Source organism: Pseudomonas sp. PB120, assembly GCF_009761815.1.
Taxonomy (GTDB): Bacteria; Pseudomonadota; Gammaproteobacteria; order Pseudomonadales; family Pseudomonadaceae; genus Aquipseudomonas.
Window position 1 is genome coordinate 1 of the sequence record NZ_RWIN01000029.1, and the last position, 16,647, is coordinate 16,647.

Here is a 16,647-nt window from a genome sequence, read left to right on the forward strand (position 1 = left end):
TGCTCCCGCTGGACTGCGCAGCAGACCTGTTTTGGGGCCGCTACGCGACCCAGCGGGAGCAAGCTCCCTCGCCACAATCTTATGCCTGGTGACTGATCCGCCCATCCACCAGGGTGTAACGCACCACACCCGGCAAACTATGCCCAATGAACGGGCAGTTCTCACCCTTGGACAGCCAGGTCTCACCGGCCACGGTCGAGGCCGCCGGATCAAACAACACGATGTCCGCCGGCCCGCCAACGGCCAGCTTGCCAGCCGGCAGGCGCAATGCCTCGGCAGGCCCGGTGCTCAAGCGAGCCAGCAACGTCGGCAAATCCAGCAAGCCATCCTCCACCAACGTCATCGCCAGCGGCAGCAGCAACTCAACGCTGCTGATACCCGGTTCAGTCGCGCCAAACGGCGCCAGTTTGGCGTCGCGCTCGTGTGGCTGGTGATGGCTGGAGATCGCTGAAATCACCCCCGACTTCACCGCTGCGCGCAGGCCATCGCGGTCGGCGCGGGTGCGCAGCGGCGGCTGGACGTGGTACAGGCTGCTGAAGTCGATCAGCGCTTCATCGGTCAGGATCAGCTGATACAGCGCCACATCGGCGGTCACCGGCAATCCACGGGCCTGGGCCTGAGCGATCAGGGCCACGCCGCGAGCACTGGTGAGCTGGCTGAAATGCGCACGCACGCCGCTTTGCTCGACCAGCAGCAGGTCTCGGGCCAGGGCCACGGTTTCAGCGGTTTCCGGAATGCCTGGCAAACCGAGGAAACTGGCGGTCGGGCCTTCATGAGCCAGGCCGCCCTCGGCCAGGTCGTGGTCCTGAGAGTTGAACACCACCGTCAGATCGAACGTGGCCGCGTATTCCAGCGCCCGGCACAGGGTGCGCGTGTTGCGGAAACTGTCGAGCCCGTTGCCGAACGCCACGCAACCGGCGTCGCGCAAGGCGACCAGTTCCGCCAGCTGTTCGCCGTCCAGGCCTTTGCTCAGGGCGCCAATCGGGAAGACTTTGGTATTGCCGGCCTCGCGGGCGCGGTCAAGGATCAGTTCGGCCACGGCCGAGGTGTCCAGCACCGGTTTGGTTTTTGGCGGGCAGCACAGGCTGGTCACGCCACCGGCCGCCGCAGCGCGGGTTTCACTGACGATCGAGCCTTTGCGGCTGTAGCCCGGCTCGCGCAGGGCGACGTTCAGGTCAACCAGGCCAGGGGCGGCGACAAGGCCGTTGGCATCGATCGTGTCGACGGGTACGAAACCGGCTGGCGCGGCGCCGAGGGCGACGATCTTGCAGGCTTCAACGTGGATATCAGTCACTTGATCCAGGCCGCTGGCCGGATCGATAACGCGGGCACCGAGAATGCTGAGCTTCACTGGGCGTTCTCCTGCTCGAATTGGCGTTGCGCCGTTTGACCGCTCATGGCCATGGACAGCACGGCCATACGAATGGCGATGCCGTAGGTCACCTGGTTGAGAATCACCGAATGCGGACCGTCGGCCACCGCCGACTCGATTTCCACCCCACGGTTGATCGGCCCCGGGTGCATGACGATGCAGTCCGGCTTGGCCCCGGCCAAACGTGCGGTGGTCAGGCCGAACAGGCGGTAGAACTCGCCTTCGCTCGGCAGCAGGCCGCCGGTCATGCGCTCGCGCTGCAGGCGCAGCATGATCACCACGTCGACGTCTTTCAGGCCTTCGGCCATGTCGGTGTAGACCTTCACGCCGTATTGCTCGATGCCGATCGGTAGCAGGGTTTTCGGTGCGATGACCCGGATGTCCGGGCAGCCGAGGGTTTTCAGCGCCAGCATGTTCGAACGTGCCACCCGCGAGTGCAGGATGTCGCCGACGATGGCTACAGAGAGATTTTCGAAGCCGCCCTTGTGCCGACGGATCGTCAGCATGTCGAGCATGCCCTGGGTCGGGTGCGCGTGACGGCCGTCGCCGCCGTTGATGATCGCCACTTGCGGGCACACATGTTCGGCGATGAAGTGCGCGGCGCCGGAATCACCGTGGCGCACGACGAACATGTCGGCGGCCATGGCTTCCAGGTTGCGCAGGGTGTCGAGCAGGGTTTCGCCCTTGCTCGCCGACGACGTGGACACGTTGAGGGTGATCACGTCCGCCGACAGCCGCTGGGCCGCCAATTCGAAGGTGGTGCGGGTGCGGGTCGAGTTTTCGAAGAACACGTTGCACACGGTCTTGCCGCGCAGCAACGGGACTTTCTTCACCGCCCGGGCGCCGACTTCGAGGAACGAGTCGGCGGTGTCGAGGATTTCCGTCAGCAACTCGCGGCGCAAACCGTCGAGCGAGAGGAAGTGGCGCAGCTGGCCCTGATCATTGAGCTGCAGCGGGCGCTTGGTTTCTAGAGGCGTCATCGCGAGGGGGACTCTCAATAGGGCGAATTAAAGGGCGAGGTCTTGCAGTTCGAGCTTGAGTTCCGGGCCGGACAGCTTCACGCGCTCGTTCGCGGCGAGGGTGAGCGTTGCGCCGACCACGTTCGGGCGGATCGGCAGCTCGCCGGCGTCCAGGTCCAGCAGGCAGACCAGCGTCACACTGGCCGGGCGGCCGTAGTCGAACAGCTCATTCATCGCGGCACGGATGGTGCGGCCGCTCATCAGCACGTCGTCGATCAGGATCAGGTGCTGGCCTTCGATCTCGAACGGCAGCGCTGACGGACGCACTTGCGGGTGCAGGCCGTTCTGGCTGAAGTCGTCGCGGTAGAAGGAGACGTCCAGGGTGCCGAGCGACGAGTCGCTGCCCAGTTCATCGAGCAACGCCTGGGCCACCCAGACGCCACCGGTACGAATGCCGATGTAGCGCGGTTCGCTGATGCCACGGTGTTCCAGGTATGCCTTGAGACGAATCGCCATCTGGCTAATCAGTTCGGCGGGATTGGGCAGGCTCATGGTTGCTCCTTCTTGGGCCCGAGCCGGGGTGGTGCTGGAGGTGGCTCGGGTTGTAGCTAAGTGAGGCGTAATGACGACTCTTCAGGATTCGAACAATGCAGTGTTTTCGTCGAGCCAGCCTTGCAGCAGCAGGGCGGCGGCGATGGCGTCGACCGGATTGTCGCGGTAACTGCCCTTTTGCCCGCCGCGATCACGTCGTTCGCCCTTGGCTTCAAACGTGGTCAGGCGTTCATCGTGGGTATAGAAGGGCAGGTTGTAGCGGCCATTGAGGCGGCGGGCGAATTTTTCGGCGCGCAGGCACATGTCACTAGGCGTGCCGTCCATGTTCAAGGGCAGGCCGACCACCACGGCGTCGGGTTTCCACTCCTTGATCAGGGCTTCGACCTGATTCCAGTCGGGAACACCGTTTTGCGCTTTCAAGGTGCAGAGCTCGCGGGCCTGGCCAGTAATCACCTGGCCGACCGCCACGCCGATCTGTTTAGTGCCGTAGTCGAACCCGAGGATCAGGCGCAGGGCCATCAGGCGTGCCCCGCCTGGCTGGTCAGCAGGCTGAGGTTGATGCCCAGGTGTTTGGCCGCCGCTTCAAGGCGCAGTTCGCTGCTGGTGTTGAAGAGGATGTCGGCGTCGAACGGGCAGGTCAGCCAGGCGTTCTGCGCCAGTTCGGCTTCCAGCTGACCCGCTTCCCAGCCGGCGTAACCGAGGGCGATCACGCTTTTTGCCGGGCCAACGCCGTCAGCGATGGCGAACAGCACGTCCTGGGAGGTGGACAAGGACAGGTCGCCCTCCAGATCAACGGTCGCCTGAAATGTCTTGCCCGACGGGTGCAGGACGAACCCGCGATCAGTCTGCACGGGCCCGCCGATGAAAATCGGCACATGCCGGCACAGCGCTGACGACTCTACGTCCGGGCGCAATTGCTCGAGAATATCGGCCAGATTGAGGTCTTGCGGGCGGTTGACCACCAGCCCCATCGCACCATTGGCCGTGTGCTCGACGATGTAGGTCAAGGTGTGGGCAAAGTTCGGGTCGGCCATGTGTGGCATGGCGATCAGGAAGTGATGCTTGAGGTAGCTGGGGCTAACGTTTTTCATGAGCGCTAGTGTGGCGTTGGAGGGGCAAACTGACAAGCCGGGGATGCACAGGAAATACCGCAAATCTCCAGCGTGGGCTCTTGTGGCGAGGGAGCTTGCTCCCGCTGGGCTGCGAAGCAGCCCCAAAAAACAGGACTGCTGCGCCGTCCAGCGGGAGCAAGCTCCCTCGCCACAGGGGATTCATTGGTGCTGGAAATCTGTGGGGATCAATTACTGGAAAGCTTGTCACCGCGCGCAAACTTCCAGGTCCGGATGATTTCCAGGCGGTCGACGTCCGACAGGTCCCCGGTAAACGGGGCAAACGGCGCGGCCAGGCGCACGATGCGCTGGGCGGCCTGATCGAGCAGCGGCTGGCCGGAAGATTCCAGCACCAGCACTTCATACAGCGAGCCATCGCTGTTGATAGAGACCATCAGGCGCAAATTGCCGTAAATCTGCTGGCGCCGCGCTTCGTCGGGGTAATTGAGGTTGCCGATGCGCTCGACCTTCTTGCGCCATTCGTCCTTATACCAGGCGCCCTTGTCGCGCATGGTCGATGCGGCGCTCAAGCGATGGATACGCGGGCGTTTGGCGTACAGCTGTTGTTCGTTGGCCAGTTCCGCTTCGAGGCTGGCGATGTCGCTGGACAGCTGCGAGCTGTCGAACGTCGGCGCGGCCACGGCGGGCCTGGTTTCGGTCTTGGGTTCTTCGTTTTTGGCCGGGGCTTTCTTTGGCTTTGGCGCGACGGTCGTCACGGCAGCCTTGGGTGGCGCTTCCTGCACTTCAGGCTTGGCGGCCGGCGGTGGGGTGACTTTCTGCACCTTGTTGTCCTGGAACGGCGCGACCTCGGTGGTCTTGGGAATTGCCTTTTTATCCAGGGTGCCGCTGCCTTCCTGGTTTTCCTGCGCCAGAAAGTCAGCCTTGGCGGGCTTCTTTTCGCTTTTGAAGGTGGCGAGGGTGATTTCCAGGGTTCGGCTGATCTGCTTGGGTTCGACCATCGTAAAGCCGACGCCCAGCAGCAACGCCAGATGAACCAGCGCCGCGAGAAACAGGGTAAATCCGAGGCGATCGGCCGGGCGCACACCACGGTGGGCGAGTTCAGCGGGCAGATCGGACGGGAGTGTCATGACAAGAAAACCAACATCGCGTTTTTCACAGGCCGCGCATGATAACGCAATGTTGGTCGCACCTTGGCTGTTCTATATCAACGAGCCTTGAGCTTCTGATCGATGGCATCCATCAGCAGGCCGCCGATGTCGGTGCCGAACGCATTATCAATCTCGCGAATGCAGGTCGGGCTGGTGACGTTGATTTCCGTCAGGTGCTCGCCGATCACGTCCAGGCCCACGAACAGCAAGCCTTTCTCGCGCAGGGTCGGGCCGACTTGTGCAGCAATCCAGCGGTCTTTGTCGGTCAACGGACGCGCTTCACCACGGCCGCCGGCCGCCAGGTTGCCGCGGGTTTCACCGGCCGCCGGGATGCGCGCCAGGCAGTAATCCACCGGTTCGCCGTCGATCATCAGGATGCGTTTGTCGCCGTCCTTGATCGCCGGCAGGTACGCCTGGCCCATGATCTGCTGGGCACCCAGCGCAGTCAGGGTTTCGAGGATCACCGACAGGTTCGGGTCGCCCGCGCGGTGACGGAAGATCGAGGTGCCGCCCATGCCGTCCAGCGGCTTGAGGATCACGTCGCCGTGTTTGGCCGCGAATTCGCGCAGCACGTCGGCGCGGCGGCTGACCACGGTCGGCGGCGTGCACTGCGGGAAAAGCGTGGCGAACAGCTTTTCGTTGCAGTCACGCAGGCTCTGCGGCTTGTTGACCACCAGCACGCCAGCGCGCTCGGCTTGTTCGAGCAGGTAAGTGGAGTAGACGAACTCCATGTCGAACGGCGGGTCCTTGCGCATCAGGATCACGTCCAGATCGCTCAGCAGCGCGTCGGTCTCGGCTTCCAGTTCGAACCATTTTTCCGGGTTGGCGAAGACCTTCAACGGCCGCATCCGCGCCCGGGCTTCACCTTCGCCCTGGTACAAATCGCGCTGTTCCATATAGAACAGTTCCCAACCGCGCTTCTGCGCGGCCAGCAGCATGGCCAGCGAGCTATCCTTTTTATAGGAAATGCTGGCGATAGGGTCCATGACAATCCCGACGCGAACGCTCATGGGTTTTTCCTCTGAAGTGGGTGAGGCCTATGTAAGTCCCCTGTAGGAGCGAGCCTGCTCGCGATGGACTTCAGGACACCGCGCTTATCCTGCTGGCACGCGTCATCGTTGACGACCATCGCGAGCAGGCTCGCTCCCACAAAAGATCAATCCAAAGGACCGTATAAAAGTGGCGTCAGAGTGGCGCCGAGTGTGTTCCCGGTCAAGGAAAAACCACCGCGCCAGTCCCCCGATAGATTGGAGTTGGAGACTGTGCTAAAAAGACTGCCATGTCGTGCTGGCCCTTGAACGACAAGGGTTTCGAGCCTCCGAAGATCCATAAACGGACAAATTGATTCGCAAAGGCGACGGTAGAGCATTTATGGACCAGCATTCCAGCGCCTTGAAGGTCATGGTGATCGATGATTCGAAAACGATTCGTCGCACCGCCGAAACGCTGTTGAAGAACGTGGGTTGTGAAGTTATTACGGCCATCGATGGTTTCGATGCGCTGGCCAAGATTGCCGATCATCATCCCGGCATCATCTTTGTCGACATCATGATGCCGCGCCTGGATGGCTATCAGACCTGCGCCTTGATCAAGAACAACAGTGCGTTCAAGTCCACGCCAGTGATTATGCTGTCGTCCAAGGACGGGCTGTTCGACAAGGCCAAGGGGCGCATCGTCGGCTCCGACCAGTTTTTGACCAAGCCTTTCAGCAAGGAAGAACTGCTGAACGCGATCCAGGCCCATGTACCGGGCTTCGCCGCCGTTCTACCGCAGTAGGACACGCACAGTGACGCTCGGCCAGTGGGCCCGGTGTCGACAAGAATGGGGAAGACCATGGCACGTATTCTGATCGTCGATGACTCGCCGACCGAAATGTACAAACTGACCGGCATGCTGGAAAAGCACGGTCATGAAGTGTTGAAAGCCGAAAACGGCGCCGACGGCGTGGCCCTGGCCCGTCAGGAAAAACCTGACGCCGTGCTGATGGACATCGTGATGCCTGGCCTCAACGGTTTCCAGGCGACCCGTCAGCTGACCAAAGACCCGGACACCGGGCACATCCCGGTGATCATCATCACCACCAAGGATCAGGAAACCGACAAGGTCTGGGGGACGCGCCAGGGCGCCAGGGATTACCTGACCAAACCGGTCGATGAAGAGACCCTGATCAAAACCCTGAACAACGTGCTGGCCGGTTGATCGTCCAGCCATGACCGAGTCGCTGACGGCTTTCGAACTGCTGCTGCAGATCGACCAGCGCTGTCGCCTGCTGGCGGCGGATTTGCCGTCGCAGCCGACACGGCAGGACAGCTGGAGCGGCATCGGTTTCCGTCTGGGCGAACATTGGTACGTCGCGCCGATGGGCGAAGTCAGCGAAGTCCTGCATGAACCGCGTTTTACCCAGCTGCCGGGCGTCAAACCCTGGGTCAAGGGGGTGGCCAACCTGCGTGGGCGGTTGTTGCCGATCATGGATCTGTGCGGCTTCTTTGGCCATGAGCTGTCGGTCGCGCGCAAGCAGCGCCGGGTGTTGGTGGTGGAGCATCACGACGTGTTTGCCGGGTTGATGGTCGACGAAGTCTTCGGCCTCCAGCACTTTGCCCAGGACAGCCTTGAGCCCGTCGATACCTTGATCGACCCGATCGCACCTTTCATCAAAGGCCGGTTCGAGCGCGAGCAAAACTGGCAGGTGTTCAGCCCGTTTGCGCTGGTGCGGTCACAAGGATTCATGAGCGTGGCGGTGTAGCCCAGCGGGATCGAGATTTTGTGGCGAGGGAGCTTGCTCCCGCTGGACTGCGCAGCAGTCCTGTTTTTAGGGCCGCTTCGCAGCCCAGCGGGAGCAAGCTCCCTCGCCACAGGTTCTTCGGTGGGTTCTAAAGGTTGGTTAACAGGCGAGGATCGATGATAAAAGCAAAAACAGGCAAGCCAGAAGGATCGCGCAGCCGCTCGCAGATCATCGTGCTGTTCATCGCGCTGATCGTCTTCATCATGCTGCTGTTCGCCAACTTCGCTTACCTCAACACCCAGGCCACGTACGATAAACAGTACATCGGTCACGCCGGTGAGCTGCGCGTGCTGTCTCAGCGCATTGCCAAAAACGCCACCGAAGCGGCCGCCGGCAAGTCGGCGGCGTTCAAGCTGCTGAGCGATGCGCGCAACGACTTTGCCCAGCGTTGGGGTTACCTGAAAAAGGGCGACCCGGCCACCGGCCTGCCGCCAGCACCGTCCACCGTGCGCCCGGAAATGCGGGCCGTGCAGCTGGACTGGGAACGCCTGCTGAAAAACACCGATGCCATTCTCTCCAGCGAGCAGACCGTTCTGTCGCTGCATCAAGTCGCCGCGACGCTGGCCGAAACCGTGCCGCAATTGCAGGTCGAATACGAAAAAGTCGTCGAAATCCTTCTTCAGCGCGGCGCCCCTGCGGCTCAGGTCGCGATGGCCCAGCGTCAGTCGCTGTTGGCCGAGCGCATTCTGGGGGCGGTGAATACCGTGTTGTCGGGCGATGAAAGTTCGCAACAGGCGGCCGACGCGTTCGGTCGCGACGCCGCGCGCTTTGGCCAGGTGCTCACGGGCATGCTTCAGGGCAATCCAGCGCTGAAAGTCAGCCAGGTCGAAGACCGCGATGCGCGGGCCCGTCTGACCGAGATTTCCGAACTGTTCGAATTCGTTTCGGGCTCGGTGGATGAAATCCTCGAAACGTCGCCTGAATTGTTCAAAGTCCGCGAGTCGGCTGGCAACATCTTCACGTTGTCGCAAACCCTGCTCGACGAAGCCTCGCACCTGGCCACCGGTTTCGAAAACCTCGCCGGCGGGCGTGACACCGACACCATCGGTGGCTATGTGCTGGGCTTGCTGGCGCTGACGTCGATCATCCTGATCGGTCTGGTCATGGTGCGCGAAACCAATCGCCAGTTGCGCGAAACGGCCGAGAAGAACGAGCGTAACCAGAACGCGATCATGCGCCTGCTCGACGAGATCGAAGACCTGGCGGACGGCGACCTGACGGTAACGGCCTCGGTAACCGAAGACTTCACCGGCACCATCGCCGATTCGATCAACTATTCCGTGGACCAGTTGCGCGACCTGGTGGCGACCATCAACCTCACGGCCGGCCAGGTGGCCGCTGCCGTCCAGGAAACCCAGGCCACCGCCATGCACCTGGCGCAGGCCTCGGAACATCAGGCGCAACAGATCAGCGAAGCGTCCACTGCGATCAACGACATGGCCCAGTCCATCGACCAGGTTTCGGCCAACGCCGCCGAATCCTCCGCCGTGGCCGAGCGCTCGGTGGAAATTGCCAACAAGGGCAACGAGGTGGTGCACAACACCATCCACGGCATGGACAACATCCGCGAACAGATCCAGGACACCGCCAAGCGCATCAAGCGCCTGGGCGAGTCTTCCCAGGAAATCGGCGACATTGTCAGCCTGATCGATGACATTGCCGATCAGACCAACATCCTCGCGCTCAACGCGGCCATCCAGGCGTCCATGGCCGGTGATGCCGGGCGCGGTTTTGCCGTCGTGGCCGACGAAGTCCAGCGCCTGGCCGAGCGCTCATCCGCCGCCACCCGGCAGATTGAAACCCTGGTCAGGGCGATCCAGACTGATACCAATGAAGCGGTGATCTCCATGGAGCAGACCACCACCGAAGTGGTGCGCGGTGCACGTCTGGCGCAAGATGCCGGGGTGGCCCTGGAAGAAATCGAAGGCGTATCGAAAACCCTGGCGGCATTGATCCAGAGCATTTCCAACGCCGCCCAGCAGCAGACGTCTTCGGCCGGTCAGATTTCCCTGACGATGAACGTGATCCAGCAGATCACGTCGCAGACCTCATCCGGCTCCACCGCCACGGCCGAGAGCATCGGCAACCTGGCGAAAATGGCCAGTCAGCTGCGGCGCTCGGTGTCCGGCTTCACCTTGCCGCCGGCCAAGTCGCAGGCTGTGGATAACGCGTGAACCGCCTGCGGGCGCAAGGTTCTTGATTGCTGTGGGGATTTGGAGTGGTTATGGGTGATCGGCACGACTATGTGGCCCTCGAATGGGTCAAGGGCGAGATTGCCGAAACGCTGAAGCAGGCTCATCACGCCATCGAAGGTCTGCTGGATGACCCGCAGGCGACGCACGCGTTGAGCGATTGCCTGGCGTGCATCCATCAGGTTCATGGCAGTTTGCAGATGGTCGAGTTCTACGGCGCGGCCCTGCTCGCCGAAGAGATGGAACAGCTGGTCGCCGCCTTGCAACAGAACCGCGTGAGTCATCGCGACGAGGCGCTTCATCTATTGTTGCAAGCCCTTGGGCAACTGCCGATCTACCTGGACCGGGTGCAAGGCGCACGCCGGGATTTACCGCTGGTGGTGCTGCCGCTGATCAACGATTTGCGCAGCGCCCGTGGTGAAACCCTGTTATCGGAAACCAGCCTGTTCAGCCCGCAACTGCCGGAACTTCCACCGTTGGACGATGAGGCGCTGGCGCTGCTGGAGCCGGCGGATTTACCCGGTGTACTGCGCAAGTTGCGGCAGATGTTGCAAATGGCCCTGGTCGGTTTTCTGCGCGAACAGGCCAACGTCACCAATCTCGATTACCTGGCCAAGGTTTTCTCGCGCCTTGAAGGGCTTTGCGGTGCCGCGCCCCTGAGCCTGCTGTGGCAAGTCGCTTCGGCGCTGGTCGAAGGCATGCGCAATGGCTCAATTGCCAACAGTCCGGCACTACGCAGCCTGTTCAAGGACGCGGACAAAGAACTCAAACGCCTGCTCGAGCAAGGTATCGCCGGCATCAATCAGTCGGCGCCGCCCGAACTACTGAAAAGTTTGCTGTTTTACATTGCCAAGGCCGAACATCCCACCGGGCAGATGCTGACCATGAAAGATCGCTACGGACTGGACGACGCGTTGCCTGACAGCGCAATGGTCGACGAAGAACGCGCACGGCTGGCAGGCCCGGACCGTGATGCCATGCGCTCGGTACTGGCCGCGCTGTGCGAAGAACTGGTGCGGGTCAAAGAGCGCCTGGACCTGTTCGTGCGCAGCGACCGCCAGCACACCTCGGACCTCGACAGCCTGCTGGCGCCCTTGCGGCAAATCGCCGACACCCTGGCGGTGCTGGGTTTCGGCCAGCCGCGCAAAGTCATCATCGATCAATTGGCGGTGGTCCTGAGCCTTGCCCAAGGCCAACGCGAGCCCAACGATGCGATCCTGATGGACGTCGCCGGTGCCTTGCTCTATGTCGAGGCGACGCTGGCCGGCATGGTTGGCACGGTGGAGCCGGAGAGCCAGGAAGACAGCCGCCTGCCCACCACCGACCTGACCCAGATTCATCAAATCGTGATTCGCGAGGCGCGGATCTGCCTGCAACAGGCCAAGGACATGATCGTCGACTACATCGACGCCGATTGGGACCGCCAGCATTTGCTGCCATTGCCGGCACTGCTGACCCAGGTCCGTGGCGCGCTGGCGATGATTCCGCTGAGCCGTGCGGCGAGCCTGATCGAGACCTGCAACCACTTCATTCGCGAGCATCTGCTGCTGGACACTGACCAGCCCGGCTGGCAGGAACTGGACAGTCTGGCCGACGTGATTACCAGCATCGAGTATTACCTGGAGCGCCTTAGCGACGACCCCGAAGCGCCTGGCGAAACGCTGCTTGATGTGGCCGAGAAGAGCCTGGCCTCGCTCGGGTTTTTCCCGAACGAAAAGCATGTGCCGATGCTTGAAGATGTACTCAGCCCGAGCGAAGCGCAGGTCATGCACGACCTTCAGGAACTGGACGATCCGGAAATCGTCCAGACCCTGGCTGATGTGTTGGCCAGCCCCGTGTCCGCACTCAACCCGCCGGCATTGAACACGCCGGGCAGCCTGTTGCCGCCGCCGTTGGGCGAGGAGCCGGTGGACGATGAGCTGCGGGAAGTCTTCCTCGAAGAAACCGACGAAGTCCTGGATATCCTGCGCGAATACCTGCCGCGCTGGTCGTCGAATCCCTCTGACAAATCCGCCCTGAGTGAATTGCGCCGGGCCTTCCATACGCTCAAGGGCAGCGGCCGCATGGTGCGTGCGCTGGTGCTCGGAGAGTTGGCCTGGGCCGTGGAAAACCTGCTCAATCGGGTCCTTGAACACAGCATTGCCCCCGGGCCTGCGGTGCAGCAACTGTTGGCTGATACGCTTGATCTGTTGCCGGTGCTGGTGGCCGAATTCGCCGGCAATGCCCAGCGCCAGAGCAACGAAGTCGATCACTTGGCGGCCCGTGCGCATGCCCTCGCCAAGGGCGACACGCCGGCCAGCGATGAAGATACCCAGGACGTGGCGGCGCTCGACCCGCTACTGCTGGAGATCTTCCGCAAGGAAGCCGAGACCCATCTCGCCAGCCTCAACCGCTTCCTCGACCAGGCCGCCGAGCACGTTCCGCTGCAGGCCAGCGACGAGTTGCAGCGGGCATTGCACACGCTCAAGGGCAGCGCCTCGATGGCCGGCGTGTTGCCGATCGCCGAAATGGCGACGCCGCTGGATCAGCTCGCCCGTGAGTACAAGGCGCACCTGCTGGCGCTGGACCTCGACGAAGTGGAGTTGCTGCTCGAAGCCGAAGGCTTGTTTCGCCTCGGCCTGCGACAGCTCAAGACTGATCCGTTGGCGGAGATTCCCGGTGCCCGTGCGTTGATCGAGCGCACCAAGGCGTTGCTGGCCGAGCGACTGGAAACGCTCTTGAGCGCGCCGAACACCGGGCTGCGCATCAAGCGTGACCCGCAATTGATCAATAACTTCCTCGCCCAGGGTATGGACATTCTGCTGGACGCGGAAAGCCTGCTGCAGCGTTGGCAACAGCATCCCGGCGAGCGTCAGGAACTCAGCGCGCTGCTCGACGAATTGACCACCTTGGGCGAAGGCGCGCACCTGGCCGATTTGCACCCGGTGGACGAACTCTGCGAAGCCTTGCTCGACCTGTATGGCGCTGTGGAAGAAAGCAGCCTGGCGGTCAGCGAGGGCTTCTTTCATGAAGCGCAAAGTGCCCACGAAGCGCTGATCAACATGCTCGACGAACTGGCCGCCGGCCAGGAAGTCAGCCCGCAACCGGAACGAGTCCGGGCCTTGCGCAGCTTGCTCGACGCCAGCCTCGACCCGTCCGCGATGGGCCTGATTCGCAGCGACGGCAGCCGCACGCTGAGCATCCGCGATCTGGCCGATGCCACCGCCGAACTTGAACGCACGCTCCCCCCTGTAGGAGCGAGCTTGCTCGCGATGGACGTCAACGATGACGCGCGCCCATTGGATAAACGCGGTGCCGGTGAGTCCATCGCCGGCAGGCCAGCTCCCACAAAAGAGCATGCCGTCGGGCTGGACGACGAAATCGTTTCAATCTTCCTCGAAGAAGCCGTGGATATCCTCGAAAGCGCCGGCCAGGCCTTGCACCGCTGGCTAACCGACCCGGAAAACGCCGCGCCATTGTCATCCCTGCAACGAGACCTGCACACCCTCAAGGGCGGCGCGCGGATGGCCGAGGTCGAACCGGTCGGTGATCTGGCCCATGAGCTGGAAAGCCTTTATGAAGGACTGGTCGACCGCCGTTACTGCCACAGCGTAGCGCTCGCGCAACTGCTGCAACGCAGCCATGACCAGCTGGCGCTGTTCCTTGAACAGTTGCAAAACCACCAGCCTCTGGGGGATCCAGCCGAATTGATCGAGGCCATTCGCGCGTTTCGCCAAGGTAACGTCTGCTGTGTAGAAGTGGCCGAACCGGCGACCACCAACGACTCGCCAGGCCATGATCCAGAGTTGCTGGAGATCTTCCTCGAAGAAGGTTTCGACATCATCGAAAACTCGGGCGCGGCGTTGGTGCGCTGGCAGGACGAGCCTTCGAATCGTCAGGAAATGGAAACCCTGCTGCGCGACCTGCACACCCTCAAGGGCGGCGCGCGGATGGTCGAAATTGCGCCCATCGGCGACCTCGCCCATGAGCTGGAATTTCTCTACGAAGGCCTGTCGGCCGGGGTGTTGCAACCGACCCCCGCACTGTTCGCCTTGCTGCAAAGCAGCCACGACCGACTGGCACAGATGCTGGACGCGACCCGTGCCGGTCAGCCATTGCCACCGGCCGACCGCTTGATCGACACGATAAGGGATTTCAGCCATCCGGCAGCGCTTCAAGCACCTGCACCCGCAGTTCTGCCGACGACTCCGAAGGCCGAAATCGCCGCGCCGCTGATCGACACCAGCGCCGACATGGTCAAGGTCTCGGCCGAACTGCTCGATGAACTGGTCAACCTGGCGGGCGAAACCTCGATCTTCCGTGGCCGGATCGAACAGCAAGTCAACGATGCGCACGTAGCGCTGAGCGAGATGGAGACCACCATCGAGCGGATGCGCGACCAGTTGCGACGCCTCGATACCGAAACCCAGGGGCGCATTCTCAGCCGTCAGCAGGTCGACGCCGAACGCTCGGGCTACGAAGAATTCGATCCGCTGGAAATGGACCGTCACTCGCAGTTGCAGCAACTGTCGCGGGCATTGTTCGAGTCCGCCTCTGACTTGCTCGACCTCAAGGAAACCCTCGACCGCCGCAATCAGGACGCCGAAAACCTGCTGCAACAGCAGGGCCGCATCAACACCGAATTGCAGGAAGGCCTGATGCGCACGCGCATGGTGCCGTTCGAGCGCATGCTGCCGCGCTTGAAGCGCATCGTGCGCCAGGTCTCCAGTGAGCTGGGCAAAGACGTCGAGTTTGTCGTCGACAACGCCGAAGGCGAGATGGACCGCAACGTCCTCGAACGCATGGCCGCGCCGCTGGAGCACATGCTGCGCAACGCCGTCGACCATGGCCTGGAATCGGCCGCCGTGCGAATCGCGGCCGGCAAACCGGCTCAAGGCCGGATCTCGCTCGACCTGTCCCGTGAGGGCGGCGACATCATCTTCGACATCCGCGACGACGGTGCCGGCGTGCCGTTGGAGGCCGTGCGGCGCAAGGCGATCAAGCGGGGCTTGCTCGACCCGCACAGCGATATCAGCGACCACGACGTGCTGCAATTCATCCTGCGTCCGGGCTTCTCCACGGCCGAAAAAATCACCCAGATTTCCGGGCGTGGCGTGGGCATGGACGTGGTGCATGAAGAGGTTCGGCAACTGGGCGGCACGATGAGCATCGACTCGGTGCCAGGGCAGGGCGTGCACTTCCGGATTCGCCTGCCATTCACCGTGTCGGTCAACCGGGCGCTGATGGTGCAGTGCGGCGAGGATCAGTATGCGATTCCGCTGAACACCATCGACGGCATCGTTCGCGTATTGCCGAACGAGCTCGAAGGGCATTACCGGCTCGATCCGCCAACTTACAAATACGCCGGGCAACATTACGAACTGTGCTACCTCGGCGAACTGCTGAAAACCGGCCCTCGCCCGAAACTGCTGGGCCAGAGCCTGCCGCTGCCGGTTTTGTTGGTGCAATGCAACGAGCGGCACATCGCGGTGCAGGTCGACTCCATGGCCGGCACGCGGGAGATCGTGGTCAAAAGCCTCGGGCCGCAATTCGCTTCGGTGCAGGGCTTGTCCGGGGCGACGATCCTGGGGGACGGGCGAGTGGTGCTGATTCTCGATCTGCTCGCGCCGATTCGCGCGATGCAGGCCCGCTTGCCGCAGCGCAGTGCGACGCCGGAGGTGGACGTTGAACCGCACAAGCCGTTGCTGGTGATGGTGGTCGACGACTCGGTGACGGTACGCAAGGTCACCAGCCGGTTGCTCGAACGCCACGGCATGAGCGTGCTGACCGCGAAGGATGGCGTCGACGCCATGTTGCTGCTCGAAGAACATAGGCCGGACGTGATGCTGCTGGACATCGAAATGCCGCGCATGGACGGCTTCGAAGTCGCCACCCAAGTGCGCAACGACGAACGTTTGCAGCACCTGCCGATCATCATGATCACCTCGCGCACCGGCCAGAAACACCGCGACCGCGCCATGGCCATCGGCGTCAACGACTACCTCGGCAAGCCGTACCAGGAATCGGTGCTGCTCGAAAGCATCGCCTTGTGGAGCAAAACCCATGCTTGAACACCGCACCAGCAACCTCACCGGCCTGCTGCTGCCCTTGGCTGACCGCCATTTGATCCTGCCCAACGTCGCGGTCGCGGAGCTGATCGACTACCAGCCTGCGGCATTCGATCTTGATACGCCGCCGTGGTACCTGGGCCGGGTGAGCTGGCGGGAGCGGCAGATTCCGTTGCTCAGTTTCGAGTCGGCGTGTGGCGACAAAATCGTCATCGGCGAGCGGGCACGGATTGTGATTCTCAACGCCCTGGGCGGGCGGCCTGAGCTGAAGTTTATTGCGTTGCTGGTGCAGGGGATTCCGAGGTCTTACAAGCTCGACAGCCAGTTGAGCTATGTGGACGTGCCGTTGTGTGCGCTGGAACAGGCGGCGGTGCAGGTGGGGGATCAGGTGGCCAAGGTGCCGGACTTGTTGGCGCTGGAAGAACTGCTTGTGGATGCTGGGTTGTTCTGACTGCTTACATTGCATCGAGGTGCACACAACCCCCTGTGGGAGCGAGCCTGCTCCGGGCGGCGTTCCGACGATGG

The 16,647-nt window shown here is 62.4% G+C and carries 13 protein-coding genes; 6 read left to right on the forward strand and 7 right to left on the reverse strand.

Annotated features, from left to right (window positions below; translation table 11 throughout):
• Window positions 1–79: 79 nt before the first annotated feature.
• The 7 genes from EJA72_RS04605 to gshB form a co-directional block, all read right to left on the reverse strand.
• A complete protein-coding gene (locus tag EJA72_RS04605; protein ID WP_178129051.1) occupies window positions 80–1,351 on the reverse strand; it encodes a dihydroorotase in 1,272 nt (423 codons plus the stop codon).
• Window positions 1,348–2,352: an aspartate carbamoyltransferase catalytic subunit gene (locus EJA72_RS04610; protein WP_053163287.1), complete on the reverse strand. Its 1,005-nt coding sequence runs from the start codon at window positions 2,350–2,352 to the stop codon at window positions 1,348–1,350. The genes EJA72_RS04605 and EJA72_RS04610 overlap by 4 nt, the downstream gene beginning before the upstream one ends.
• Window positions 2,353–2,379: 27 nt before the next feature.
• A complete protein-coding gene (pyrR, locus tag EJA72_RS04615; RefSeq protein ID WP_157710349.1) occupies window positions 2,380–2,883 on the reverse strand; it encodes a bifunctional pyr operon transcriptional regulator/uracil phosphoribosyltransferase PyrR in 504 nt (167 codons plus the stop codon).
• 81 nt (window positions 2,884–2,964) lie between these two features.
• Complete coding sequence (ruvX, locus tag EJA72_RS04620; RefSeq protein WP_003195067.1) at window positions 2,965–3,402, reverse strand: Holliday junction resolvase RuvX; 438 nt, start codon at window positions 3,400–3,402, stop codon at window positions 2,965–2,967.
• Window positions 3,402–3,974, reverse strand: coding sequence for a YqgE/AlgH family protein (locus EJA72_RS04625; RefSeq protein WP_157710350.1), 573 nt, complete (start codon window positions 3,972–3,974; stop codon window positions 3,402–3,404). Before EJA72_RS04625 ends, ruvX begins: the two co-directional genes overlap by 1 nt.
• A 206-nt stretch (window positions 3,975–4,180) precedes the next feature.
• On the reverse strand, window positions 4,181–5,080 hold the full coding sequence (locus EJA72_RS04630; protein ID WP_157710351.1) for an energy transducer TonB: 900 nt from the start codon (window positions 5,078–5,080) through the stop codon (window positions 4,181–4,183).
• 77 nt (window positions 5,081–5,157) lie between these two features.
• Window positions 5,158–6,111: a glutathione synthase gene (gene gshB, locus EJA72_RS04635; protein WP_059402575.1), complete on the reverse strand. Its 954-nt coding sequence runs from the start codon at window positions 6,109–6,111 to the stop codon at window positions 5,158–5,160.
• 361 nt (window positions 6,112–6,472) lie between these two features.
• Between gshB and pilG the strand changes: the two genes are divergently transcribed.
• The 6 genes from pilG (at window position 6,473) to EJA72_RS04665 (ending at window position 16,573) form a co-directional block, all read left to right on the forward strand.
• Window positions 6,473–6,877, forward strand: a complete 405-nt coding sequence (pilG, locus tag EJA72_RS04640; protein WP_157710352.1) for a twitching motility response regulator PilG — start codon at window positions 6,473–6,475, stop codon at window positions 6,875–6,877.
• Window positions 6,878–6,934: 57 nt separating this feature from the next.
• Window positions 6,935–7,300, forward strand: coding sequence for a twitching motility response regulator PilH (pilH, locus tag EJA72_RS04645; RefSeq protein ID WP_060542929.1), 366 nt, complete (start codon window positions 6,935–6,937; stop codon window positions 7,298–7,300).
• A 10-nt stretch (window positions 7,301–7,310) separates the two neighbouring features.
• The gene (locus EJA72_RS04650; RefSeq protein ID WP_157710353.1) at window positions 7,311–7,844 is read left to right on the forward strand and encodes a chemotaxis protein CheW; all 534 of its coding nucleotides are present in this window, start codon (window positions 7,311–7,313) and stop codon (window positions 7,842–7,844) included.
• Between the two features lie 155 nt (window positions 7,845–7,999).
• A complete protein-coding gene (locus EJA72_RS04655) occupies window positions 8,000–10,057 on the forward strand; it encodes a methyl-accepting chemotaxis protein (protein WP_157710354.1) in 2,058 nt (685 codons plus the stop codon).
• Between the two features lie 50 nt (window positions 10,058–10,107).
• Entirely contained in the window at window positions 10,108–16,125 is a 6,018-nt protein-coding gene (locus tag EJA72_RS04660; RefSeq protein WP_157710355.1) for an Hpt domain-containing protein, read from the forward strand.
• The gene (locus tag EJA72_RS04665) at window positions 16,118–16,573 is read left to right on the forward strand and encodes a chemotaxis protein CheW (protein ID WP_157710356.1); all 456 of its coding nucleotides are present in this window, start codon (window positions 16,118–16,120) and stop codon (window positions 16,571–16,573) included. Before EJA72_RS04660 ends, EJA72_RS04665 begins: the two co-directional genes overlap by 8 nt.
• The last annotated feature ends 74 nt before the right edge of the window (window positions 16,574–16,647 follow it).